This window comes from Tsukamurella spumae (genome assembly GCF_012396015.1).
Taxonomy (GTDB): domain Bacteria; phylum Actinomycetota; class Actinomycetes; order Mycobacteriales; family Mycobacteriaceae; genus Tsukamurella; species Tsukamurella spumae.
The window spans coordinates 104888-127048 of sequence record NZ_JAAXOQ010000002.1; the positions used below are offsets into that span (position 1 = coordinate 104888).

A 22161-nucleotide genomic window follows, 5' to 3' on the forward strand; every position below is an offset into this window, starting at 1 on the left:
GCGGGCCAGCCTACGAGGCCGGTGCCGCGTGCGCCGCCCGGCCGTACCGTCGCCTCGCCTCCTCCGGGGTGACGGTGCCCGACGGCTCGTCCGTCTGGGCGAAGTGGCGGCGCAGGATTCCGCCCGTCATGGGGGCCACGAGCCCACCCAGCCGGACGGTGCCGGCGGCGTGTTGGGCCGAGGCGGCGCGGACCGCGAGGCGCACGGCGAGCGGGTACGCCGCGTCGACGACTCCGGGCTGGTCGAAGCCGCCCATCCGCCGCATCCAGGCCGGCAGTGTCGCGATCGTGGCGGGCGCGATGAGCGAGCCGCCGACCCGCAGCCGGGCACCGCGATCCCGCGGGCGCAGCAGGTAGTGCATGCCGGTGCGGGCGCGCTCGGTCAGCGCGAGCGTCGGCCGGACCCGCGCGAAGTACTCGCGCACCTCGTCGCGTGACGTCGGCGCGTCCGCCGGGTCGCAGGTCTGCAGTTCGGCGGCGACGACGCAGTCACGCCAGTACTGCGCTTCCTCGTCGGGGGAGAGCGGTCCGGGGCCGAACATCTCGTAGCACTTGAGCACCGAGTGCCACCCCGTCACGTGGATCCACAGCTGCGAGGCGGGGTTGTTGGCGCTGTACCGCTTACCGGTGATCGGCTCGATTCCGGTGGCCTTACGGTGCACATCCATGAGGTGCTCGGACGCCTCGATCGCGGTCTTGGAATCCGCGGTGGCGACGAGGAGGAAGTACGCGAGCGTCCGGTCGAGCCGACCGAACGGGTCGGTGTAGATCCCCGCCGAGTCGGCGACCGCGGCGGTGAGGTTCGGGTCGAAGTGTTCCAGCACCACCGAGCGCTGGAATCCGATGAGTGCGGTGGGCGAGGCCCACACCTTCCACGTGGGCGAGTCCGGACCGAAGAATCCCTGGTCGGTGACGCGCAGCGGGCCGTCTGAGAGCTTCATGGGCCGAATCTATCACCAATTCCTACATCTGTGAATAAACAGGCGATCATGCCTCTCCGGCCAGCGCGAACCGCCCGTCGGCCGTCTGCTCGATCAGCCCGTCTACCAGCAGCGAGTCCAGCGCCCGGTCGCGCTGCGCCGGGTCGCGTTCCCAGGCCAGGTCGAGCCGCGCGCGGGGGACGGCACCGTCGGCGCCCCGAAGGACGTCGAGCAGCCTCCCGCGGGCCTGCCGGTCCGTGCCCTCGTACTTCTGGACCTTCCGCGGTGCCACGGTGCCCGACGGCGCGCCCGCGCTCAGCCAGGCGCAATCCGCGCTGATCGGGCAGTCGCCGCAGCGCGGCGACCGCGCGGTGCAGATGAGCGCGCCGAGTTCCATCAGCGCGGCGGACAGTCGCGGCCGCCGCTCGGGCGGGACGGTCGCGAGGACCGCGACCGCCGCCTGCAGGTCGCGCTTGGCCGACGGTGCCGCGGCGTCCGACTCCCCGTCGACCGCCCGGGCGAGCACCCGCCGGACGTTGATGTCGACGACGGGGACGTCCTGGCCGAAGGCGAAGCACGCCACGGCCCGCGCGGTGTAGTCGCCCACGCCGGGCAGCGACAGCAGGTCGTCGACGGTGCGCGGCACGGCACCGTCGAACCGCTCGACGAGGGCCCGCGCGCACGCGTGCAGCCGCATCGCGCGACGCGGGTAGCCGAGCTTGCCCCAGGCGCGCACGGCGTCGGCACCGGTGGCGGCGGCGAGATCGGCCGGGGTGGGCCAGCGCTCGATCCAGGCGCGCCAGACGGGCTCGACCCGCACCACCGGCGTCTGCTGCAGCATCACCTCGCTGACCAGGATCGCCCACGCCCCGACGTCCGGCGCGCGCCACGGGAGGTCGCGCTCCGCAGCGTCGAACCAGGCGAGCACGGGTGTGAAATCCGGGACAGAATCCGCTCCGGTGTCTCGCGAAGGATGCACGACGTGCATTATGGACCCATGCCCACTTCGACTCCTCCCGGCGCCTGGCGCGCCCTCCGTGAAGGCAACCGGCGCTTCGTCGAAGGCAACCCGGCCCACCCGAACCAGGGTGCCAGCCGCGTGGCCGAGCTGGCCGCCGGTCAGCAGCCCACCGCGGTGCTGTTCGGGTGCGGCGACTCGCGCGTCGCCGCCGAGGTGATCTTCGACCAGGGGCTCGGCGACATGTTCGTGGTCCGCACCGCCGGGCACATCATCGATGCCGCCGTGCTCGGTTCGATCGAGTACGCCATCGAGGTGCTCAAGGTCCCGCTGATCGCGATCCTGGGGCACGACAGCTGCGGCGCCGTCGCGGCCACCGTGAACGCGATCGACACCGGCACCATGCCGCCCGGCTACATCCGCGACATCGTCGAGCGGCTCACCCCGTCCGTCCTCGCGGGCCGTCGCGAGGGGCTCACCGACGTCAACGACATCACCGCGCAGCACGTCATGGAGACGGGATGGCTCCTCATGGAGCGTTCGCGGATCATCGCGAAGGGCGTCGAGGAGGGCCGCGTGGCCATCGTCGGCCTCACCTACGAGCTCGCCGAGGGCAAGGTGCACCTGCGCGGCTCCGTCGGCGACATCGGCGAGGCCGCGACGTCGCCCTTCCAGGCGGTCCGTCCGGCCGATTCGTGACACGCCGCCGCAGGTCAGCGGCATGAGGCCGGGGAAACGCTACCGTTGAACCGTGCTTGAACCCAACGGACCCCTGCCGCCCGAGATCTACTGGCGTCGCCGCGTGCTGGCCGCCGTTCTGGCGCTGTTCGCCGTGCTCGTGGTGGTGCTGCTGATCGTGTTCGTCGGCGGCGGCAAGGATTCGTCGCAGAACGCCGCGTCCGCTTCGTCGTCCGCGCCGACCACCTCCGGCGGTCTGCCCCCGTCCCAGGCGCCCGACGGTGCCGACCCCTCGGCCGCGAACGCCGGCGGTGGCGGGGGAGCCGGCGGGGCCGCCGGTCCCGCGTCGGGTGGCGCGAGCGCGTCCGGGGCGCCGTCAGCGGCGAACCCGTCGGGCGCGGCGAACCCGTCGGGTGCGGGCCTGCCCACGCCGGGTGCGGTCGTGGCTGGCGCGCCGTGCCCCGACGCCAACATCTCCGTCGTCGTGAGCGCGGACAAGGCGACGTACACGCTCGGCGAGCAGCCGACCTTCGAGGCGACGGTGACCAACGCCGGCTCGGTGCCGTGCTCGCGCGACATCGGCACCGGTCAGCAGCAGCTGATCGTGCTCACCCTCGACGGCAGCAAGCAGCTGTGGTCGAACTTCGACTGCACCTTCCAGCCGGAGATCAAGAACGAGGTCCTGCAGCCCGGCCAGCAGCTGCGCTACAAGCTGCAGTGGGCGGGCACCACCTCGGCGCCGGGCTGCCAGGCGCAGCGCGTGCCGGTGGCCCCCGGTGCCTACCAGGTGGTCGCTCAGCTCGGCGCCAAGCGCAGCGCCCCGGTGACCTTCAACATCGTGCGCGCCGCCCCGGCGCCGGCGACGGGCTCCGGAGAGAACTGAGGCGCCTGCTCTAGAACCGCTCGACCGAGGCCTCGGCGAGGCGGGAGAGGCCTTCGCGGGCCTGCCGCGCACCGTCGGACCCGATGCCTGGGACGGCCTGCAGATCCGCGGCGGAGGCGGCGAGGAGCGTCTGCAGGGAGCCGAAGGTGCCGACCAGCGACTCGACCTGGGTGGCGCGCAGCCGCGGTACCGACCCGAGCAGGCGGAAGCCGCGCGGCGAGACCGGTGCGTCCTGCGCCTCGACGGTGCCCGAGAAACCCAGGGCCGCAGCGATAGTGGGCAGGTCCAACAGGTCGGCGTCGGTGAGGGCGTCCACGCGTGCGACGGTGCCGTCGACGGTCGCATCGCCGCCCGGAAGGTAGTCGCGGAGCACCGGTGCGCGCAGCGCGAGTGCGTCGCCGAGCAGGTCCTCGAGCTGCAGCACGATCTGCCGGCCCGAGGTGCCCAGCTCCAGTACGTGCTGCTCGATCTCGATCGCGAGCCGCCGCACCAGCTCCAGCCGCTGGACCACGTGGGAGACCTCGCGCACCGTCACGACGTCCTCGATCTCGGCGCGCGAGAGCTGCGCGAGGACCTCGTCGAGGCGGTGCGCGTACCGCTCCAGCGTCGCGATCGCGAGATTGGCGCGGGAGAGGATCGGCGCTGCGTCGTCGATGAGGTGCCGGACCCCGCCCACGTAGGCGTGCACGATCGACATCGACGCGCTCACCGAGATCACGGGGTAGCCGGTCTGGATCGCGGCGCGCTCGGCCGAGCGGTGCCGCGTGCCCGACTCCTGGGTGGGGATCGCCGGATCGGGCATGAGCTGGACATTGGCCCGCACGATGCGGGAACCGTCGGTGGAGAGCACGACCGCCCCGTCCATCTTCGCCAGCTCCCGGAGCCGGGTCGGCGCGAACTCGACGTCGAGGTGGAAGCCGCCGTCGCAGATCTTCTCCACGTGCTCGTCGTAGCCGAGCACGATGAGTGCGCCGGTGCGGCCCCGCAGGATCCGTTCGAGGCCGTCGCGGAGCGGGGTTCCGGGGGCCATCCGGATCACGGTGTCGCGCAGCGGCGCGTTCCCGGCGAAGGCATCGCCGCCGAGATTGGTGTGGTCCATGTCGTAAGGCTAACGCCCGCGCTTGCCCTCGGTCAGCGAGCCCAGCCGCAGGGCGTCGCCGACGGTGGCCGCCTCGCCGATGTGGATCCCGTCGACCTTCAGCTGCTGCCCGTCGGGCGAGGGCGGGACGATGGCGTGGGTGAAGCCCAGGCGGGCCGCCTCCGCGAGCCGGCGCTCGAGCCCGGTGACCCGGCGCACCTCGCCCGCGAGGCCCACCTCACCCAGGACGACGGTGTTCGGCCGCAGGGCCTTCTCCACCGCGGCGGACGCCACGGCGAGGGCCAGCGCCAGGTCGGCACCCGGCTCGGTGATCTTCATCCCGCCGACGGTCGCCGCGTAGACGTCCTTCTGCGGCAGGTTCTCGATGCCGCCGTGCCGGGCCAGGACGGCCAGGATCATGGCGACCCGGGCACCGTCGAGCCCGGAGACCGCGCGCCGTGGCGCGGGCAGGGGCGTGGGGGTCACGAGTGCCTGCAGCTCGCCGAGCATGGGCCGCTTACCGTCGAGCCCGACGGTGACCGCGGTGCCGGCCGCGGCCTGGTCGCGGTGGTGCAGGAACAGGCCCGACGGATCCGTGACCTCGACGATGCCCGACTCGCGCTGCTCGAAGCAGCCCACCTCGTCGGAGGCACCGAACCGGTTCTTGATACCGCGCACCATGCGCAGCGTGGAGTGCTTGTCGCCCTCGAAGCTGAGCACGACGTCCACGAGGTGCTCCAGCGAGCGCGGCCCCGCGACGGCACCGTCCTTGGTGACGTGGCCGACGAGGATCACCGCGATCCCGGAGGCCTTGGCGAGCGAGGTCAGTGTGGCCGTGATGGCCCGGACCTGGGTGACGCCGCCGTGCACCCCGTCGACGCCCGAGGCGGAGAGGGTCTGCACGGAGTCGACCACCATGAGGGTGGGGGAGATCTGCTCGACATGGCCGAGCACCGTCCCGAGGTCGGATTCCGCCGCGAGGTACAGCCGATCGTCCAGCGCCCCAGTGCGTTCCGCGCGCAGCCGGACCTGCCCCGCGGATTCCTCGCCGGTGACGTACAGGGACTTCCCTCGGCCCGTCGTGGCCCAGCGGTGCACGACCTCCAGGAGCAGGGTGGACTTGCCGACGCCGGGCTCGCCGGCCAGCAGGATCACCGAACCGGGGACGATGCCGCCGCCGAGCACGCGATCGAGCTCGCCGATACCGACGGGCAGCGCACGGGTCGAATTGGGGTCGATCTTCGTGATCGGGACCGCGCGCGTCTTCGGGAGCGTCAGCCCGACGTTCGCCGCGGGCCCGGAGCCGGTGGCGCGGGCGACCGCGCCCTCCTCCATCGTCGACCAGGCGCCGCACGACGGGCAGCGGCCGACCCATTTGGCCACGGTGTGGCCGCATTCGGTGCAGGTGTACTGCACCTTGGCTTTCGCCATGGAGGCCTAGTGGCCGGAGCCCTCGCCGTGGTCGCCGCCGTGCTCGCCACCGGTGACGGTGATGCCCGCGGCGGAGGCCGGAGCGGCGCCCGCGTCGATCGGGACGTCGATCGGCAGGGAGCCGGCCTTCTCGAGGTGGAACCAGAGCTTGTTGGTCAGGCCGGGACGCCAGGTGCTGTCGACCGGCACGGTGACCGTGAGACGGGTGACGCCGGGGGCGGCGCTGTTGCTGCCGGTGGGGGCGGTGCCGTAGAGCGAGCCGCTGGCGGCGAGGGTGGTGTCGCCGCTGATGGTCGCGCGACGGCTCTTCTCGTCGGTGATGCTCGTGAGCCGGTCGCCCTGGAGCGGGTTCAGGTTCGTCAGGACGAAGGCGAGCCGGCCCTGGCCGCCGGACACGGGGGCCAGGACGTGGACGTCACTGAGGGTGATCTTCTGATCCACGAAGGTCTGGTTGGCGCCGTTGACCGCGGCGACCTGGTTGGCGGTCTGCGAGATCTGGCCGGAACCGCACGCGGACACCGACAGCAGGGCGCCAGTGGCGAGCAGGGCCCCGGCGACGGCGGTGGCGGTGCGGCGGGTCGAGACGGTGCGTGCGGACACGGTTCCTCCAGTTTCCATCCCCGTGCGCGGCGACACCCGCGTGCGGACGATGCTGAGTATGTCACCACGCAGCGTAGTAGAAGGCGCATCCGGCCGCGCCGCCGGGCGGGCTCCGGGGGCGACGATCAGCCCGTTGATCAGCCGTGGGTTCCCTTGTCAAGCCCCGTATGAGTCCTGACCTGCGACGTTGTCGAGCCTCCCGATTCGGCGCCGTGTTATCCTGGTCATATCGAAAGGGGCAAGGATCAGATGATTTTCAAGGTCGGAGACACCGTTGTCTACCCCCATCACGGTGCCGCACTGATCGAAGCTATCGAGATCAAGACCATCGGTGGACGTGAGCGCGAGTACCTCGTGCTCAAGGTCGCACAGGGTGATCTGACGGTCAAGGTTCCCGCTGAGAACGCCGAGGTCGTCGGCGTTCGTGACGTGGTCGGCCAGGAGGGTCTGGACAAGGTGTTCCAGGTCCTGCGCGCGCCCCACACCGAGGAGCCCACGAACTGGTCGCGCCGGTACAAGGCGAACCTCGAGAAGCTGGCATCGGGCGATGTGAACAAGGTGGCCGAGGTCGTCCGCGACCTGTGGCGTCGTGAGCAGGATCGCGGGCTGTCGGCCGGCGAGAAGCGCATGCTGACCAAGGCCCGCCAGATCCTGGTGGGCGAGCTCGCGCTCGCGGAGTCCACCAACGACGAGAAGGCGGCCCTGCTGCTGGACGAGGTGCTGGCGGCCGCGTCCTGACCGTCGTGGCACTGGTCCCCGCCGCTGGGCAGGGGACGCGCCTGGGACTGAACATTCCCAAGGCGTTCGTGGAGCTTCGAGGCCGTCCACTGCTCACCTGGGCAGTGGACGGCCTTTTCGCGTCCGGGGCGGTCGACGAGGTCGTCGTCATGGTGCCGCAGGACCTGGTCGACGGTGCGCGGTCCCTCGTCCCGCGGGCGCGGGTCGTCGTGGGCGGCGCCGAGCGCACCGACTCCGTGCGGGCCGGTCTCGCCGTCGCGGGTGCGGCGGACACGGTCCTGGTGCACGACGCGGCCCGGCCGCTGACCCCGCCCGCGATGATCGCGCGGGTGGTGGCCGCGGTGCGCGCCGGCGCCTCCGCCGTCATCCCCGTGCTTCCGGTCGTGGACACCGTCAAACGGGTCGATGCCGACGGGGCCGTGCTCGGCACCGTCGACCGGGCGGACCTGCGCGCCGTACAGACGCCCCAGGGTTTCGCCGCCGGCGCGTTGCGCGCGGCTTACGACGCCGCGCCCGGTGCGCTGGCCACCGACGACGCGGGCCTCGTCGAGCGGGCCGGCGGCAGCGTCGTCACCGTCGCGGGGGATCCCCTGGCGATGAAGATCACCACCGCCTTCGACCTGCGGATCGCGCAGGCCCTGGCCATCGAGGAGTTCGCATGATCGTGCCGCGGGTCGGGATCGGGACCGACGTCCATCCGTTCGAGGCGGGCCGTCCGTGCTGGATGCTGGGGCTGCAGTTCGACGGTGACGGTTGCTCGGGCCACTCCGACGGCGATGTCGCGGTGCACGCGCTGTGCGACGCGCTGCTCTCGGCCGGGGGCCTCGGTGACCTGGGAACGGTGTTCGGGGTGGGGCGGTCGGACAATGTCGGGATCACGGGCGCGTCGATGCTCACCCATGTGCGCTCGCTGCTCGCCGACGCGGGATTGACGGTCGGGAACGCCGCGGTGCAGCTGATCGGGAACCGGCCCAAGGTCGGGCCGCGGCGCGCTGAGGCGCAGGAGGTGCTGAGCGGACTGCTCGGCGCGCCGGTCTCCGTGTCCGCCACCACGACCGACGGCCTCGGCCTCACCGGCCGCGGCGAGGGTGTGGCCGCGATGGCGACGGCCCTGGTCTACCCGGCGGGCTGAGCCGCCCGCGCGAAACGCGCCACCCTCGCGCCGCTACGCGACGAGCCCTCCGGCCCGCGCCCGCCGCATCGTCACCACGGTGTCGACCGTGAGCAGGATCAGCGCGATCCAGACGATGCCGAAGCCGATCCACCGGGCCGTCGAGACGTGCTCGCCGAGGAACAGCACGGCGCAGAGCAACTGCATGACGGGCGTGACGAACTGGATCAGGCCCACGGTGACCAGCGGGATCCGGCGTGCCGCCGCCGCGAACAGCAGCAGTGGGACGGCCGTCGCGACGCCCGACAGCACCAGCAGCGTGGTGTGCACGCCGCCGTGCCTGCCGAAGTCGAGTCCGCCGCCCCAGGCCGCGATGCCCCCGAGTACCGCCACGGCGACCGGCGCGAGGATCGCCGTCTCCAGCGACAGGCCCTGGAGCGCGTTCAGGTGCGCGCCGACCTTGTTCTTGACCAACCCGTACAGGCCGAACGAGAACGCCAGTGCCAGCGCCGTCGCGGGGAAACTGCCGGCCCCCACCGCGAGGTAGACGAACGCGAGGACGCCGATGCCGACCGCCACCCACTGCAGCGGCCGAAGCCGCTCGCCGAGCACGACCACCCCGAGCGCCACGGTGACCAGTGGGTTGAGGAAGTAGCCGAGCGCGGCGTCGGACGTGTGTCCCGAGGTGACCGCGGCGATGTAGACGACCCAGTTGGTGGCGATGAGCAGCGCCGCGATCCCCACCCCGGCGATCAGTCGGTACTGACCCCGCAGCCTGCGGATCCAGCCGAAGTCCCGCATCACCGCGAGGACGATCACGCAGAGCAGCAGGGTCCACAGGATGCGGTGGGCGAGGATCTCCCACGCCCCGGTGGGCCGCAGCGCGTCGAAGTAGAGCGGGAACATCCCCCACAGCAGGTAGGCCGCGATGCCCATGGCGGTTCCACGGCTGACCTCGGACGAACGACGATCGAGCACCGAGACATCCTACCTATTAGGTGTCGCAACGACGAAGTGACTGACCTGCGGGGGCCGCTCCGGACCGACCCGTAGAATCAACGGTCGTGACGCTGCGCCTTTACGACTCCCTGACCCGCGAGGTCCGTGACTTCGTGCCCCTCATCGAGGGCAAGGCGGGCATCTATCTCTGCGGCGCGACGGTCCAGGGCGTTCCCCACATCGGTCACATCCGCAGCGGCGTGGCCTTCGACGTGCTGCGCCGCTGGCTCCTCGCCAAGGGCCTCGACGTGGCGTTCGTGCGCAACGTGACCGACATCGACGACAAGATCCTGCGCAAGGCCGCCGAGGCGGGTCGCCCCTGGTGGGAGTGGGCCGCGACGCACGAGCGGGCGTTCACGAACGCCTACGACGCGCTGGGCGTGCTGCCCCCGTCCGCGGAGCCGCGGGCCACGGGTTTCATCACCCAGATGGTCACCTACATGGAGCGGATGATCGAACGCGGCCACGCGTACGCGTCCGCGGGCGATGTCTACTTCTCGGTCCGCAGCCTGACGACCTACGGCGAGCTCAGTCGGCAGAAGGTCGACGACGTGCACCAGGGCGAGTCCGCGGCCACCGGCAAGCGCGATCCGCTGGACTTCACCCTGTGGAAGGCCGCGAAGCCGGGCGAGCCGAGCTGGCCGTCCCCGTGGGGCGACGGCCGCCCGGGCTGGCACCTGGAGTGCTCGGCGATGGCGACGAGCTACCTCGGCGCGCAGTTCGACATCCACTGCGGCGGGATCGACCTGATCTTCCCGCACCACGAGAACGAGATCGCGCAGGCCCACGGTGCCGGGGATCCGTTCGCGAACTACTGGCTGCACAACGGCTGGGTCACCATGTCCGGCGAGAAGATGAGCAAGAGCCTCGGCAACGTGGTCTCCATCCCCAACCTGCTCACGCAGGTCCGCGCGGTCGAGCTGCGGTACTACCTCGGCCAGGCGCACTACCGGTCGATGCAGGAGTACTCCGCCGGCGCGCTGCAGGAGGCGGTCACGGCGTACGGGCGGATCGAGTCGTTCGTGCAGCGCACCGTCGAGCGGGCGGGGGAGGTCGGGATCGGCGAGTGGACCGACGGTTTCGCGGCCGCGCTGGACGACGACCTGGGCGTACCGTCGGCGCTGGCGGAGGTGCACGGTGCCGTGCGCGCCGGGAACGCGGCGCTGGAGTCGGGGGAGCTCGACGAGGCGCGGCGGATCGCCGCAGCGGTGCGGGCGATGACCTCGATCCTGGGCGTCGACCCGCTCGACCCGCACTGGGTCACGGAGAACGGCGGCGACGGTCAGGCGATGGACGCCCTCGGGGTGCTCGTGCAGGCCGAGCTCGAGCGGCGCGCGAGCGCCCGGGCGGAGAAGAACTGGGCGGAGGCCGATGCCTCGCGGGATCGGCTGCACGCCGCGGGTATCGAGGTCACCGACGGTGCCGAGGGCTCGGCATGGACACTGAAGAAGGCGGGCAACTGATGGCAGGCAACTCGCAGCGCCGCGGCGCGGTCCGCAAGGCGGGCACCAAGAAGGGGCAGGTCCAGGGCTCGGGCGGCGTCCGGCGGCGTGGGCTCGAAGGGCGTGGGGCGACCCCCGCCGCGAAAGACCGTCCGTACCACCCCGCGCACAAGAAGGCACGGGCCGCGGCGAAGGCCGCGACCACGCCGCAGCGTCGGCCCAAGGTCGCGGGCCGCGCCGCCGACGACGGGCCCGAGTACGTCCTCGGCCGCAACCCCGTCGTCGAGTGCCTGCGCGCGGGCGTCCCGGCGACGGCACTGTACGTGGCGATCGGCTCGCAGAACGACGAGCGGCTCACGGAGTCCGTGCAGATCGCCGCGGACACGGGCATCGCCATCCTCGAGGTGCAGCGCGCCGAGCTGGATCGGCTGAGCGACAACGGATTGCATCAGGGCATCGCCCTGCAGATCCCGCCGTACACCTACGCGCACCCGGACGATCTGCTGGCGCGGGCGCAGGACCGCGGCGAGGCGCCGCTCATCGTCGCGCTGGACAACATCACCGATCCCCGCAACCTGGGCGCCGTGATCCGGTCCACGGCCGCGTTCGGCGGGCACGGCGTGCTCATCCCGGGCCGACGGTCCGCCGCGGTCACCGCCGTCACCTGGCGCACGTCCGCGGGTGCCGCGGCGCGGCTGCCCGTCGCGCAGGCGGCGAACCTCAACCGCGCGCTGGCCGATTACGCGGCGGCCGGCCTGCAGGTGGTCGGCCTGGACGCGGGTGGCGACGTGGACCTCGACGACTACCGCGCCGACACCGGCGTGGTCGTCGTGGTGGGATCCGAGGGCAAGGGCCTGTCGCGGCTGGTGCGCGAGAACTGCGATTCGATCCTGTCGATTCCCATCGCGTCGTCGGTGGAGTCACTGAACGCGTCCGTCGCTGCCGGCGTCGTGCTCGCGGAGTTCGCGCGGCAGCGTCGGGCACAATGATCCACTATTCACTGCCGTGACCTGACAGTTTTGCTATGTCGTAGCGAATTGTGCGCTAGTCTGCACCGATGACATCGCTCGAGGAACGGCAGGAGAACCGGCGCCGGGCGATGCTGGACGAGGGCATCGCGCTGCTCGGCGGCGTCGAGGCGGGTGCGCTCGGGGTGCGCGCCGTGTGTCGGGCTACGGGCATCACCGAGCGTTACTTCTACGAGGCCTTCGGTACGCGGGACGGTTTCGCGCAGGCGGTGTTCGACGATGTCAGCGACCGTGCGCAGGATGCGCTGGTCAGTGCGGTGCGCGGCGCGGCGGACGCGGCGGACATGGCCACGGCCGTGGTGGCCGCGTTCGTCGAGTTGGTCATCGACCAGCCCGAGGCGGGCCGGGTGCTCCTGCTCGGGCCCTACCGTGAGGCGGCACTGTCCGAGCGCGGCCTCGGCCGCATGCCCGACTTCTTCGCCGTGGTGGCCGGCGCCATGCCGAGTCAGGTGGACGCGACCACCCGGCGGCTCGCGTCGATCGGGCTCGTCGGCGCGCTGACGGCCCTGTTCACCGAGTACCTGTCCGGCCGGCTCGACGTCACGCGCGAGCAGCTGGTCGCGCACTGCGTCCACCTCGTAGCCTCCGCGCCGGCCCGGTTCCTCGGCTGACCAGGTGCACCCCGCGGAGGGGTTTCGCCGGGACCTCGAGCCCCGGTCCTGATTCCGTCTGCGAGCGCGCCGCCGGGCGCTGGTGTCCTTCCTGAGATGTCGCTCCCCGCGGCGTCGGGGTCTGTCGACCTGGCAGAACGCGAATCGCCGCCGCTGGGGCCGACATCTCAGTCCGCTCGCCGAGTACGGCGCGTGGTCTCAGCGCGCGAACGGTGCGACGGCCACCCCAGCGCCGTCGAGCACGGTCCGCAGGCGCCGCGCGACGGCGACGGCGGAGGGATTGTCGCCGTGGACGCAGACGGAGTCCGGCGCGACCTCGACCTCGGTGCCGTCGATCGATTCGACGGTGCCGTCGGCGACCATGCGCAGCACGCGCGCGGCGATCTCGTCGGGGTCGTGCAGGACGGAGCCCTCCCGCGAGCGGGGGACGAGCGCACCGTCGGGCAGGTAGGCGCGGTCCGCGAAGGCCTCGCGCACCGTCCGCAGCCCGGCGCTCTCCCCGAGCCGGAGGAACGCCGAGCCGGGGAGGCCGAGCACCGGGAGGTCCGGCGCGGTGGCGAGCACACCCTCGACGACGGCCGCGGCCTGCCGCTCATCGGTCACGATCCGGTTGTACAGCGCGCCATGCGGTTTCACGTAGCGGACGGTGCCGCCCACGCTCCGCGCGATCGCCTGCAGGGCGCCGATCTGGTAGATCACGTCGGCGGTCAGGTCCGCGGCCGGCACGTCCAACGACCGGCGGCCGAAGCCGCGCAGGTCCGCGTACCCGACCTGCGCGCCGATCACGACGCCCCGCTCGACGGCGAGCGAGCACGTCTCGCGGAGGATCGTCGGGTCGCCGGCGTGGAATCCGCACGCGACATTGGCCGAGGTCACGACCTCGAGCAGCGCGGCGTCGTCACCGAGCGTCCACGCGCCGTAGGACTCGCCGCAGTCGGCGTTGAGGTCGACTTTCACACCTTCGACGGTAGCGCGTGCCGGCAGTCGTGCGACTCCTCGACGGCGGCGACGGTGCCGCGTCGCCCGCGCTGCCCGAGCAACCGGCAGACCATGTAGATCAGGAACGAGATGGAGGTGACGAACACCGACACCGGGAGCGCGGGGGCGAGCGAGAGGATTATGCCGCCCACCGCCGACACCAGCGCGAAGATCAGCGAGAGCGCCGTCGCCTTACCGGGTGAGCTGGTGACCCGCGCGGCGGCCGCGGCGGGCGTGATGAGCAGGCTCATCACGAGCAGCGCACCGACGATCTGCACGCCCTGCGCGGCGGCGGCGCCCACGAGCATCGCGAACACCACCGACAGCGTCTTGACCGGAACGCCGTGTGCGGCGGCCACATCGGGGTCGGTCGACAGGAACAGCAGCGGTCGGTAGATGACCGCGAGGATCACGAGCACCACGACCGTGGTGATCGCCATGAGCGTGACCCCGGAGAGCCCGACCGCCACGACCTGGCCGGTGAGCAGCGCGAACGCCGTACCCTGCCGACCGTCGTGCAGGGCCAGGAACAGCACCGACAGGCCCAGCCCGAAGGCCATGATCACGCCGATCACCGAGTCGCGCTCGCGGGCGTACACCCCGAGCAGCCCGAACAGCAGCCCCGCCACCAGCGAGCCGAGGAGTGCGCCCGCGCCCACGCTCCACCCCATGAGCAGGGCGAACGCGGCGCCGGTCAGCGACAGCTCGGACGTGCCGTGCACGCTGAAGGCCATCTGACGCGACACGATGAGCGGGCCCAGCACGCCGGCGAGCACGCCCAGCAGCGCCGCGGCGAGCAGTGCCCACAGCACGAAGGGCTGCTGCAGCAGCTCCCAGGTCAGGGATAGGTTCCCGAATTCGCGGAGGTGCTCCATCTATTCGTCGCCTCCCACCACGACCAGGCGGTCGCGCACGTGCAGCACGTCGACGGGTGTCCGGTAGAGCCGCGAGAGCCGCTCGGAGGTCATCACGTCGTTCGTCGGCCCCACCTCGAACCGGCCGTCCACCAGGTAGAGCACGCGGTCGCAGTAGGGGAGCACGGGGTTGATCTCGTGGGTCACGAACAGCACCGCGGTGTCGTGCTCGCGCCGGCGCCGCTCGATGAGCGAGACGGCGAGTTGCTGGTTGCCCGGGTCCAGCGAGAGCAACGGCTCGTCGCAGAGCAGGATCGTCGGGTCCGAGGCCAGGGCCTGCGCGACCCGGAGTCGCTGCTGCTCGCCACCGGACAGCGAGCCCAGCGGGGCGTCGGCGAAGGCCAGCGCGTCGACCTGCTCGAGAGCGGTGTCGACGGCGGACCGTCGGGCCCTGCGGTTGCGCACGCCGAGGCCCCAGGCGGCACCGTCGAAGCCGAGACCGACCAGGTCGCGCCCGCGCAGGGGCACGGACGCGTCGAGGGCGCGCTGCTGCGGGATGTACCCGATCCGCCCGTTGACCTGCACCGATCCGCTGGACAGCGGGGTCTGCCCGAGGAGGATGCGCAGCAGCGAGGTCTTGCCGGCGCCGTTCGGTCCGAGCACGGCGATGAACTCGCCGGGCTCGATGTCGAGGTCCAGTCCGTCCCACAGGACGCGGTCGGGGTAGCGCAGCGCCGCGTCGCGCAGGCTGATGACCGGGCCGGGGGCCGACGGTGCGTCGCCCTCGATCCGGGTGCCCGACGGTGCGCTCACGGGCGCGGCGCGAGCGCGTCGGACAGGTACTTGACGTTGGCCGCCTGCCAGGCGACGTAGTCGTCGACGCCTTCGGGCAGCGATTCGGTGACCTTCACGACGGGGATGCCCGAGGTGTCGGCGGTCTTCGCCAGCGCGGTGGTGACGGGGTTCTCGGTCTGTGAGTTGAGCACCACGGCACGCACCTGCTTGCCGCTGACCAGGGCGTTCGCGGCGGCGATATCGGCGGGGGCGGGGTCGGTGCCGGACTCGATGGCCGCGGTGTAGCGGGCGGGGGCCACATCCGTGAGGCCGGCGAGCGTGAGCAGGTAGCCGGCGACCGGCTCCGTCGCGGCGACCTTGGCGCCGGGGTTGGCGTGACCGATCGCTCGCGCCTGGGCGATCACGGCGTCGAGCTTGGTCGCGAAGGCCTTGGCGCGGTTCTCGTAGCCCTCGCGGTGCGCGGAGTCCTTGTCCGCCAGCGCCTTCGCGAGGGCGTCGGCGACCTTCTGCATGGTGGGCAGGTCGTAGAAGACGTGCTCGTTCTCGCCCTCGGGCGACTGGAGCGAGGCCGCGTCGATCTTCGCCGCGGACGCGCCGTCGGCGGCCTTCTCCATGTACGCGTCGTAGTGGCCGCCGTTGTAGACGAGCACGGAGGCCTTCTTGACCTTGAGCGTGTCCTGCGCGGAGGGCTCGAACTCGTGCGGGTCGCCCGTCGGATTGGAGAACAGCGAGGTCACTGTCGCATCGGTGCCGGCCACGGCCTTGGCGATCGCGCCGTACACGTCCGTCGAGGCGACGACCGTCGGCTCGCCCCCGCCGTCCGACGGGGTGGAGCCGCAGGCGGCGAGCGCGGCGGCGGTGACGGCGACGGTGCCGACACACTGCACGAGACGGGTACGGATGCGCACGGGGCCCTCCTGTTGGCTGAAATGACAATCGTTACCAAGAGAGTAGGGGATGCCGGTGGGTGGCGCGAATCGGGCCACGTGCGACGGTGCGTGTTCGCGATACGAACGGTTTGTCAATTTGTGAACCGAGGCTTACAGTGATGCTCACCATGTGGCACGGACCACACCCGAGTACCGCTGGAGGGTCGATGACGTCACCCATTGCTTCGCACATCCCGGGCACCTCGTCCCCGGGCGGATCGGCTCGTGTCTGGGGCGCACTGCTCTGTTGGCTCACGGTGGTGTTCGAGGGGTACGACCTGGTGGCGCTCGGCGCCGCCATTCCGGCGCTGCTCGACGCGGGACACCTGGGGATGTCGGCGTCGGATCTGCGGACCGTGGCCACCGTGTCGCTGGTCGGCGTGGGCATCGGAGCGGCCGTGGTCGGCCCCCTCTCGGATCGCTACGGCCGGCGCAAGCCGCTGGTCGTGTGCGTCCTCCTGTTCTCGATCATGACGCTGTTGGTGCCCGTCGCCCCGACGGTCTGGGCGTTCGCGTTCCTCCGGTTCGCCGCCGGCCTGGGCCTGGGTGGGTGCATGCCGGTCGCGATCACCGCGATGCAGGAGGCGGCGAAGGCGGGTGGCCGATCGAACGCGAGCACGCTGACCATGACCGGCTATCACGCCGGTGCCGTCCTGGCCTCGCTCATCGCGCTGCTCGTCCGGGAGGACTGGGAATGGCTGTTCTACGGCGGCGGTGCGCTGGGCCTGCTGCTCGTTCCCCTGCTCGCGCTGAAGATGCCGGAGACGGCGCAGGTCACCGCTGTCGATGCCGTCGTGCCCGCCGAGCACGTGGCCCGCTCCGCGGTGCTCCGGCCGCCCTACCTGTGGACCACGCTGATGCTGTTCGTCGCGGCCTTCTGCGGGCTGCTGCTGGTGTACGGCCTCAACACGTGGCTCCCCCAGCTGATGCGGGGCGCGGGCTACCCCATCTCCACCTCGCTGGTCATGCTTCTGGTGCTGAACCTCGGCGCGATCGCGGGCCTGTTGATCGGTGGGCGAGTGGCGGATCGGCGCGGAGCGCAGCGGGTCACCGTGCTGTGGTTCGCCGCCGCCGGCCTGATGCTGGCGATCCTGAGTCTCAAGATCGGCAGCCAGGTGGTGCTCGACGGGGTCATCTTCATCACCGGGTTCTTCGTGTTCACCGCCCAGGTCCTCGTGTACGGCCTGGTGGGCTACCTCTACCCGCGGCGCACGGTCGGGACGGCGATGGGGCTGGTGTCCGCCGTCGGCCGGCTCGGTGCGATCGCGGGGCCGTGGGTCACCGGAACGCTGGTGGTGGCGGGGATCGCCTACCCGTGGGGCTTCTACTTCTTCGCCGCGGCTGCGGTGCTCGGCGCCCTGGCCGTGCTGGCGGCGCCCCGCCCCGCGGGTGATGCCGTCGACGCCGAGCTCGCGGCGATCGCGAAGGGGCGCGAGGCCGCATGACGCGCACCGTCAAGAACGTCGCACACGAGCTGTTCGCCGCGCACGGTCTGACCACGATCTTCGGTAACCCCGGATCCAACGAACTGCCCTTCCTCGCAGGCCTGCCCGAGGGCTTCCGCTACGTGCTCGGCCTCCACGAGGGGGTCGTCGCGGCGATGGCCGACGGCTTCGCCCAGGCGAGTGGTCGTGCCGCGCTGGTGAACCTCCACGCCGCGTCGGGGAGCGGGAACGCGATGGGCGCGCTCACGAACGCCTGGTACGCGCATACGCCACTGGTGATCACCGCCGGGCAGCAGGTGCGCGAGACGATCGGGCAGGAGGTGATGCTGTCCAATGTCGAGGCGGCGAATCTGCCTCGGCCACTGGTGAAGTGGAGCGCCGAGCCGAGTTCGCCGAGGGATGTGGTGCGGACCCTGGCGCAGGCCGTGCACATCGCCTCGCTCGATCCGGCCGGGCCGGTGTACGTATCGGTGCCGTACGACGATTGGGCGGAGCCCGCGACGGCGGCGGACGAGGCCGCACTCGCACGCCGCGTCGGCGGTGGAGCCGCTCTCTCGGGCGAGCAGGTCGCGGCCCTGGCCGCGCGGTTCGACGCGGCGGAGCGGCCGGTCCTCGTCCTCGGCCCCGATGTGGATTCGGCGCGCGCGAACGGTGATGCGGTCCGGCTGGCGGAGCGGCTCGGGGCGCCCGTCTGGGTGGCGCCCTCCGCCTCGCGGTGTCCGTTCCCCACCGGGCATCCCGCGTTCCGCGGCGTGCTTCCGGCCTCGGTGCGCGGGATCGCGGAACTGCTCACCGGGCATGATCTGGTGATCGTGATCGGCGCACCGGTGTTCCGGTACCACCAGTACGAGCCCGGCGACTACCTCCCTCCGGGCGCCGAGCTCATTCAGCTGACCTGCGACCCGGCAGAGGCCGCTCGGGCACCCTTCGGCGAGGCCGTGGTGGCGCCCATCGGGCCCGCCGTCGCCGCGCTCGCCGATGCGACAACCGCCCGCGCCTCGGTCGCGGATCGGTCCGTGCAGCCCTCCCCGCCGGTTCCGCCCGTGTCGGCGGACGGGCCGCTGGCGCCGGAGGAGGTGCTCGCGGTGATCGACGAGCTCGCCCCGCAGGACGCCGCGTACGTCAACGAGACCACCTCGACGGTCGGCGTGTTCTGGGACCGGATCCGCATGCGCGAGCCGGGCAGCTACTACTTCCCGGCGTCGGGCGGGCTGGGCTTCGGGCTGCCGGCCGCGGTAGGAGTTCAGCTGGCGGTACCCGAGCGGCGCGTGATCGCCGTCGTCGGTGACGGATCGGCCAACTACGGGATCACCGCCCTGTGGACCGCGGCGCAGTACCGGATACCCGTGGTGTTCGTCATCCTGAACAACGGCGGCTACGCCGCACTCCGCGGATTCAGCGCGAAGCTCGGTACGCCGGACGTTCCCGGACTGGACGTACCCGGAATCGACTTCGTTTCGCTCGCAACGGGATACGGGGTCAGCGCGCATCGCGTCGAGACGGCGACGGCGTTCCGTGCGGCGTTCGCGCAGGCTCTGGCGGCCGACACCCCGACGTTGATCGAAGTGCCGATCGAAACGATCTCACCGTTCGCCGGTGAATCATCCGAAGAGGAGTAGTCATGACGACGATCGAGACACCGACCGCGCAGCTGTTGGACGAGCGCTGGTCCGGCCGGATCAACGTGGGCGGCTGGGTCGATGGCGGGGGCGGTACGGCCGCCGTCGTCGAGCCCGCGACCGGGGAGCAGCTGGGCACCGTCGGGCTGGCGTCCGCCGAGGACGTGGCCCGTGCCGCCGCGCTCGCGGCGCAGGCGCAGCGGGAGTGGGCGGCCCGGCCCCCGCAGGAGCGGGCCGCGGTGTTGCGGCGCGCGGGTGACCTGTGGGCGCGGCACGCCGCCGAGGTGGAGCGGTGGGTCGTGCGGGAGGGCGGTTCGACGGCTCCGAAGGCGGCCCTCGAGGCGCACTTCGCGGCGGGGGAGTGCTTCGAATCGGCGGGACTGCCCTCGCATCCGGTGGGCGAGGTGCTCACCTCGAACGCGCCGCACTGGTCCTTCGCCCGGCGCCGGCCGGCCGGTGTGGTCTCGGTGATCGCACCGTTCAACTTCCCGCTGATCCTCGCGATCAGGTCCGTCGCTCCGGCGCTGGGCCTCGGGAACGCCGTTCTCCTCAAGCCGGATCCGCGGACCGCCGTGTGTGGCGGCGTGACCCTGATGCGGATCTTCGAGGAGGCCGGCCTGCCGCCGGGGGTGTTGTCGCTCCTCCCGGGCGGGCCCGAGGTCGGCGCGGCCGTCGTCGACGCACCGGAGGTGCGCGTGGTCTCGTTCACCGGGTCGACGGCGGCCGGCCGCAAGGTGGGCGAGGCGTGCGCGCGCAACCTCAAGCGGGCGCACCTGGAGCTCGGCGGCAACAACGCGCTGGTGGTGCTGCCCGGTGCCGATCTCGAGAAGGCCGTGGCCGCCGGGGCGTTCGGCTCGTACCTGCATCAGGGGCAGATCTGCATGGCTACCGGCCGGCATCTGGTCCACGAGTCGCTGTACGACGACTACGTCCGCCTGTTGGCCGCGAAGGCGGACGGGCTCTCCGTGGGTGATCCGGCCACGCAGCCGGTCGCCCTCGGGCCGATCATCGACGATCGGCAGGCCGACCGGATCGTCGAGGTGATCGACGAGGCCGTCGCCGCGGGGGCGACGATCGTCGCGGGCGGCACGCGGGACGGCCGATTCGTGCGCCCGACCGTGCTCGCGGACCTGACTCCCGAGAATCCCGCGGTCACGGCTGAGATCTTCGGACCCGTCGCGCCCGTCCTGTCCTTCTCGACCGTCGACGAGGCGGTGGCGCTGGTGAACTCGTCGGACTACGGACTGTCCGTGGGTGTGCTGGGCGAGGTCGGGATGGCCATGGAGGTGGCCGATCGGGTGGCATCGGGCAAGGTGCACATCAACGAGCAGACGGTCAGCGACGAATCGAACGCGCCCTTCGGCGGCGTGGGCGCCTCCGGTACCGGTTCCAGGTTCGGCGGTGCGACGGCGAACCTGGAGGCGTTCACCGAAACCCAGTGGCTCACCGTTCGTCCGACCATCGAGGAGTACCCACTGTGATTCGCGTACCTGTCGTCATCGTCGGCGGCGGCCCGTCGGGCCTCATGGTGTCGCACCTGCTCGCGCGCACGGGCATCGACTCCGTCGTCGTGGAGCGCCGCGCGCGTGCGGAGATCTACGCCACCGGTCGCGCCGGCATCCTGGAGGCGGGAAGCGTTCGGCTGCTGGTGGATTCGGGAGTCAGCGATCGCGTGCTGCGGGAGGGCGATCGGCACGAGGGGATCGAGCTGCGGTTCGGCGGGCGCAGCCACCGCATCGACTTCGCCGATTTGGTCGGGCAGTCCGTGTGGCTGTACCCGCAGACGGAGGTGTTCGAGGATCTGGCGAACCGTCGGGCGGCCGACGGCGGCGCGGTGTACTACGGCGCGTCCGATGTGGAGGTCACCCCCGGTGACGACGGCGCGCGGGTTCGGTTCCTCGACGCGGACGGTGTCGAGCAGCTGGTCCACGCGGACTTCGTGGTGGGCGCGGACGGCTCGCGCAGCGAATCCCGCCGTCTCGTCCCCGAGTCGGACCGTGACTGGCGCCGCCATGAGTACCCGTTCGCCTGGTTCGGGGTGCTCACGCAGGCCCCGCGGAGCGCGGACGAGTTGATCTACGCGGACTCCGACCACGGCTTCGCGCTGATCAGCCAGCGCAGCGAGACGGTGCAGCGCATGTACTTCCAGTGCGACCCGTCGGAGCGTCCCGAGGACTGGGACGACGACCGGATCTGGGCCACCCTGCGGGAGCGGGTGAAAGGGAACGGTTTCGAGCTGCGTGAGGGGCCGATCATCGAGAAGACGGTGCTGCCCTTCCGCTCCGCGGTGCACGCGCCGATGCGGTACGGCCGCCTGCTCCTCGCCGGGGATTCCGCCCATACCGTTCCGCCCACCGGTGCGAAGGGCCTCAACCTCGCCCTGCACGACGCCGAGCTCCTCGCGGAGGCGCTCGCGGCGCAGCTCGCCGGCGACGACCGGGCCCTGGACGCGTATCCCGAGCGCGCGCTGGAGCGGGTGTGGAAGGCGCAGCACTTCTCGTACTGGATGACGACGATGCTGCACCGCGCACCGGGTGCGTCGCCGTTCGAGAACGCGCGGCGGCGTGGGGAACTCGAGGCCGTCGTGTCGTCGCGACACGGCAGGGCCTTCCTCGCCGAGGCCTATACCGGCTGGGCCTAGCGGGCCTCGGCTCGCGCCCGTGCGACCGCGTCCTCCTTGATGGACTCGAACCGCGCACCCATCGCCGCCGCGAGCGCCTTCGCCGCCGACAGCGGGCGGACCATCACCATGAAGTCGTCGATCTTGCCCGCGTCGTTCACGTGGATGAAGTCGCACCCGTTGACGACGGTGTCGCCAATGACCGCTTCGAACAGGAGGGCGTGGTCGGCACCGTCGTTGATCTCCCGGACGTAGTGGAAGTCCTCGAACACGCCGAGCACGCCCCGCAGGATCGCGGCGGTGATGTGCCGGCCCTGGTAGGGCGTGAACGCCACGGGGCTGGTGAAGGTCACGTCGTCGGCCAGCAGGCCGTCGAAGGCCTCGCCGTCGCGGGCCTCGACCGCGGTGCGGAACTCACGCATGGCATCTCCTAGTAAATAAATTG

23 protein-coding genes are annotated in these 22161 nt (G+C 71.7%); 12 read left to right on the forward strand and 11 right to left on the reverse strand.

The window, feature by feature from the left end; genetic code table 11:
- Positions 1-10: 10 nt before the first annotated feature.
- Both HF999_RS01980 and HF999_RS01985 read right to left on the reverse strand, forming a co-directional pair.
- Positions 11-940 carry an oxygenase MpaB family protein gene (locus tag HF999_RS01980; protein ID WP_168544266.1) on the reverse strand — a complete coding sequence of 310 codons (930 nt, stop codon included), beginning with the start codon at positions 938-940 and terminating at the stop codon, positions 11-13.
- A 46-nt stretch (positions 941-986) separates the two neighbouring features.
- Positions 987-1907: an iron-sulfur binding domain-containing protein gene (locus HF999_RS01985; RefSeq protein ID WP_168544267.1), complete on the reverse strand. Its 921-nt coding sequence runs from the start codon at positions 1905-1907 to the stop codon at positions 987-989.
- A 9-nt stretch (positions 1908-1916) separates the two neighbouring features.
- Here HF999_RS01985 and HF999_RS01990 point away from each other — a divergent pair, with 9 nt between their 5' ends.
- Both HF999_RS01990 and HF999_RS01995 read left to right on the forward strand, forming a co-directional pair.
- A complete protein-coding gene (locus HF999_RS01990) occupies positions 1917-2576 on the forward strand; it encodes a carbonic anhydrase (protein ID WP_168544268.1) in 660 nt (219 codons plus the stop codon).
- 52 nt (positions 2577-2628) lie between these two features.
- Positions 2629-3438, forward strand: coding sequence for a BsuPI-related putative proteinase inhibitor (locus tag HF999_RS01995; RefSeq protein ID WP_168544269.1), 810 nt, complete (start codon positions 2629-2631; stop codon positions 3436-3438).
- A gap of 10 nt (positions 3439-3448) precedes the next feature.
- On the opposite strand, the gene disA is transcribed toward HF999_RS01995, so the two are convergent.
- Genes disA through HF999_RS02010 form a run of 3 tightly spaced genes read right to left on the reverse strand, consistent with a single transcriptional unit; the run spans position 3449 to position 6547 of the window.
- Entirely contained in the window at positions 3449-4537 is a 1089-nt protein-coding gene (gene disA, locus HF999_RS02000) for a DNA integrity scanning diadenylate cyclase DisA (RefSeq protein ID WP_168544270.1), read from the reverse strand.
- A gap of 9 nt (positions 4538-4546) precedes the next feature.
- Complete coding sequence (gene radA, locus HF999_RS02005; protein WP_168544271.1) at positions 4547-5947, reverse strand: DNA repair protein RadA; 1401 nt, start codon at positions 5945-5947, stop codon at positions 4547-4549.
- Between the two features lie 6 nt (positions 5948-5953).
- A complete protein-coding gene (locus HF999_RS02010; RefSeq protein WP_168544272.1) occupies positions 5954-6547 on the reverse strand; it encodes a copper chaperone PCu(A)C domain-containing protein in 594 nt (197 codons plus the stop codon).
- A 249-nt stretch (positions 6548-6796) separates the two neighbouring features.
- Between HF999_RS02010 and HF999_RS02015 the strand changes: the two genes are divergently transcribed.
- The 3 genes from HF999_RS02015 to ispF are packed head-to-tail and all read left to right on the forward strand — an operon-like array spanning position 6797 to position 8417.
- Complete coding sequence (locus HF999_RS02015) at positions 6797-7285, forward strand: CarD family transcriptional regulator (protein ID WP_068745528.1); 489 nt, start codon at positions 6797-6799, stop codon at positions 7283-7285.
- Positions 7282-7947 (forward strand): 2-C-methyl-D-erythritol 4-phosphate cytidylyltransferase, encoded by a 666-nt coding sequence (gene ispD / locus HF999_RS02020; protein WP_168544419.1) that lies wholly within the window; start codon positions 7282-7284, stop codon positions 7945-7947. Before HF999_RS02015 ends, ispD begins: the two co-directional genes overlap by 4 nt.
- Positions 7944-8417, forward strand: a complete 474-nt coding sequence (gene ispF, locus HF999_RS02025; RefSeq protein ID WP_168544273.1) for a 2-C-methyl-D-erythritol 2,4-cyclodiphosphate synthase — start codon at positions 7944-7946, stop codon at positions 8415-8417. The genes ispD and ispF overlap by 4 nt, the downstream gene beginning before the upstream one ends.
- Before the next feature lie 33 nt (positions 8418-8450).
- On the opposite strand, the gene rarD is transcribed toward ispF, so the two are convergent.
- The gene (gene rarD, locus HF999_RS02030) at positions 8451-9374 is read right to left on the reverse strand and encodes an EamA family transporter RarD (protein ID WP_312853986.1); all 924 of its coding nucleotides are present in this window, start codon (positions 9372-9374) and stop codon (positions 8451-8453) included.
- Positions 9375-9460: 86 nt separating this feature from the next.
- Between rarD and cysS the strand changes: the two genes are divergently transcribed.
- From cysS to HF999_RS02045, 3 genes are all read left to right on the forward strand, one after another.
- The gene (cysS, locus tag HF999_RS02035; RefSeq protein ID WP_168544274.1) at positions 9461-10858 is read left to right on the forward strand and encodes a cysteine--tRNA ligase; all 1398 of its coding nucleotides are present in this window, start codon (positions 9461-9463) and stop codon (positions 10856-10858) included.
- Positions 10858-11826, forward strand: a complete 969-nt coding sequence (gene rlmB, locus HF999_RS02040; RefSeq protein ID WP_168544275.1) for a 23S rRNA (guanosine(2251)-2'-O)-methyltransferase RlmB — start codon at positions 10858-10860, stop codon at positions 11824-11826. Before cysS ends, rlmB begins: the two co-directional genes overlap by 1 nt.
- Positions 11827-11894: 68 nt before the next feature.
- The gene (locus HF999_RS02045; RefSeq protein ID WP_168544276.1) at positions 11895-12476 is read left to right on the forward strand and encodes a TetR/AcrR family transcriptional regulator; all 582 of its coding nucleotides are present in this window, start codon (positions 11895-11897) and stop codon (positions 12474-12476) included.
- A gap of 198 nt (positions 12477-12674) precedes the next feature.
- Here the strand turns inward: HF999_RS02045 and HF999_RS02050 are convergent, their stop codons facing one another.
- Genes HF999_RS02050 through HF999_RS02065 form a run of 4 tightly spaced genes read right to left on the reverse strand, consistent with a single transcriptional unit; the run spans position 12675 to position 16011 of the window.
- On the reverse strand, positions 12675-13433 hold the full coding sequence (locus HF999_RS02050; protein WP_168544277.1) for a LamB/YcsF family protein: 759 nt from the start codon (positions 13431-13433) through the stop codon (positions 12675-12677).
- Complete coding sequence (locus HF999_RS02055) at positions 13430-14329, reverse strand: metal ABC transporter permease (RefSeq protein ID WP_168544278.1); 900 nt, start codon at positions 14327-14329, stop codon at positions 13430-13432. Before HF999_RS02055 ends, HF999_RS02050 begins: the two co-directional genes overlap by 4 nt.
- Complete coding sequence (locus HF999_RS02060) at positions 14330-15121, reverse strand: metal ABC transporter ATP-binding protein (protein ID WP_168544279.1); 792 nt, start codon at positions 15119-15121, stop codon at positions 14330-14332.
- The gene (locus HF999_RS02065) at positions 15118-16011 is read right to left on the reverse strand and encodes a metal ABC transporter solute-binding protein, Zn/Mn family (protein ID WP_168544280.1); all 894 of its coding nucleotides are present in this window, start codon (positions 16009-16011) and stop codon (positions 15118-15120) included. Before HF999_RS02065 ends, HF999_RS02060 begins: the two co-directional genes overlap by 4 nt.
- A gap of 188 nt (positions 16012-16199) precedes the next feature.
- On the opposite strand from HF999_RS02065, the gene HF999_RS02070 reads away from it, so the two are divergent.
- Genes HF999_RS02070 through HF999_RS02085 form a run of 4 tightly spaced genes read left to right on the forward strand, consistent with a single transcriptional unit; the run spans position 16200 to position 21737 of the window.
- Complete coding sequence (locus HF999_RS02070; RefSeq protein WP_168544281.1) at positions 16200-17477, forward strand: MFS transporter; 1278 nt, start codon at positions 16200-16202, stop codon at positions 17475-17477.
- A complete protein-coding gene (mdlC, locus tag HF999_RS02075) occupies positions 17474-19096 on the forward strand; it encodes a benzoylformate decarboxylase (RefSeq protein WP_168544282.1) in 1623 nt (540 codons plus the stop codon). The genes HF999_RS02070 and mdlC overlap by 4 nt, the downstream gene beginning before the upstream one ends.
- 2 nt (positions 19097-19098) lie before the next feature.
- On the forward strand, positions 19099-20577 hold the full coding sequence (locus HF999_RS02080) for a benzaldehyde dehydrogenase (protein WP_210733370.1): 1479 nt from the start codon (positions 19099-19101) through the stop codon (positions 20575-20577).
- Positions 20578-20621: 44 nt separating this feature from the next.
- Positions 20622-21737 carry a 4-hydroxybenzoate 3-monooxygenase gene (locus HF999_RS02085; protein WP_210733391.1) on the forward strand — a complete coding sequence of 372 codons (1116 nt, stop codon included), beginning with the start codon at positions 20622-20624 and terminating at the stop codon, positions 21735-21737.
- Here HF999_RS02085 and HF999_RS02090 read toward each other — a convergent pair.
- Positions 21734-22138: a nuclear transport factor 2 family protein gene (locus HF999_RS02090; RefSeq protein WP_168544283.1), complete on the reverse strand. Its 405-nt coding sequence runs from the start codon at positions 22136-22138 to the stop codon at positions 21734-21736. The genes HF999_RS02085 and HF999_RS02090 overlap by 4 nt on opposite strands.
- Positions 22139-22161: the final 23 nt, after the last annotated feature.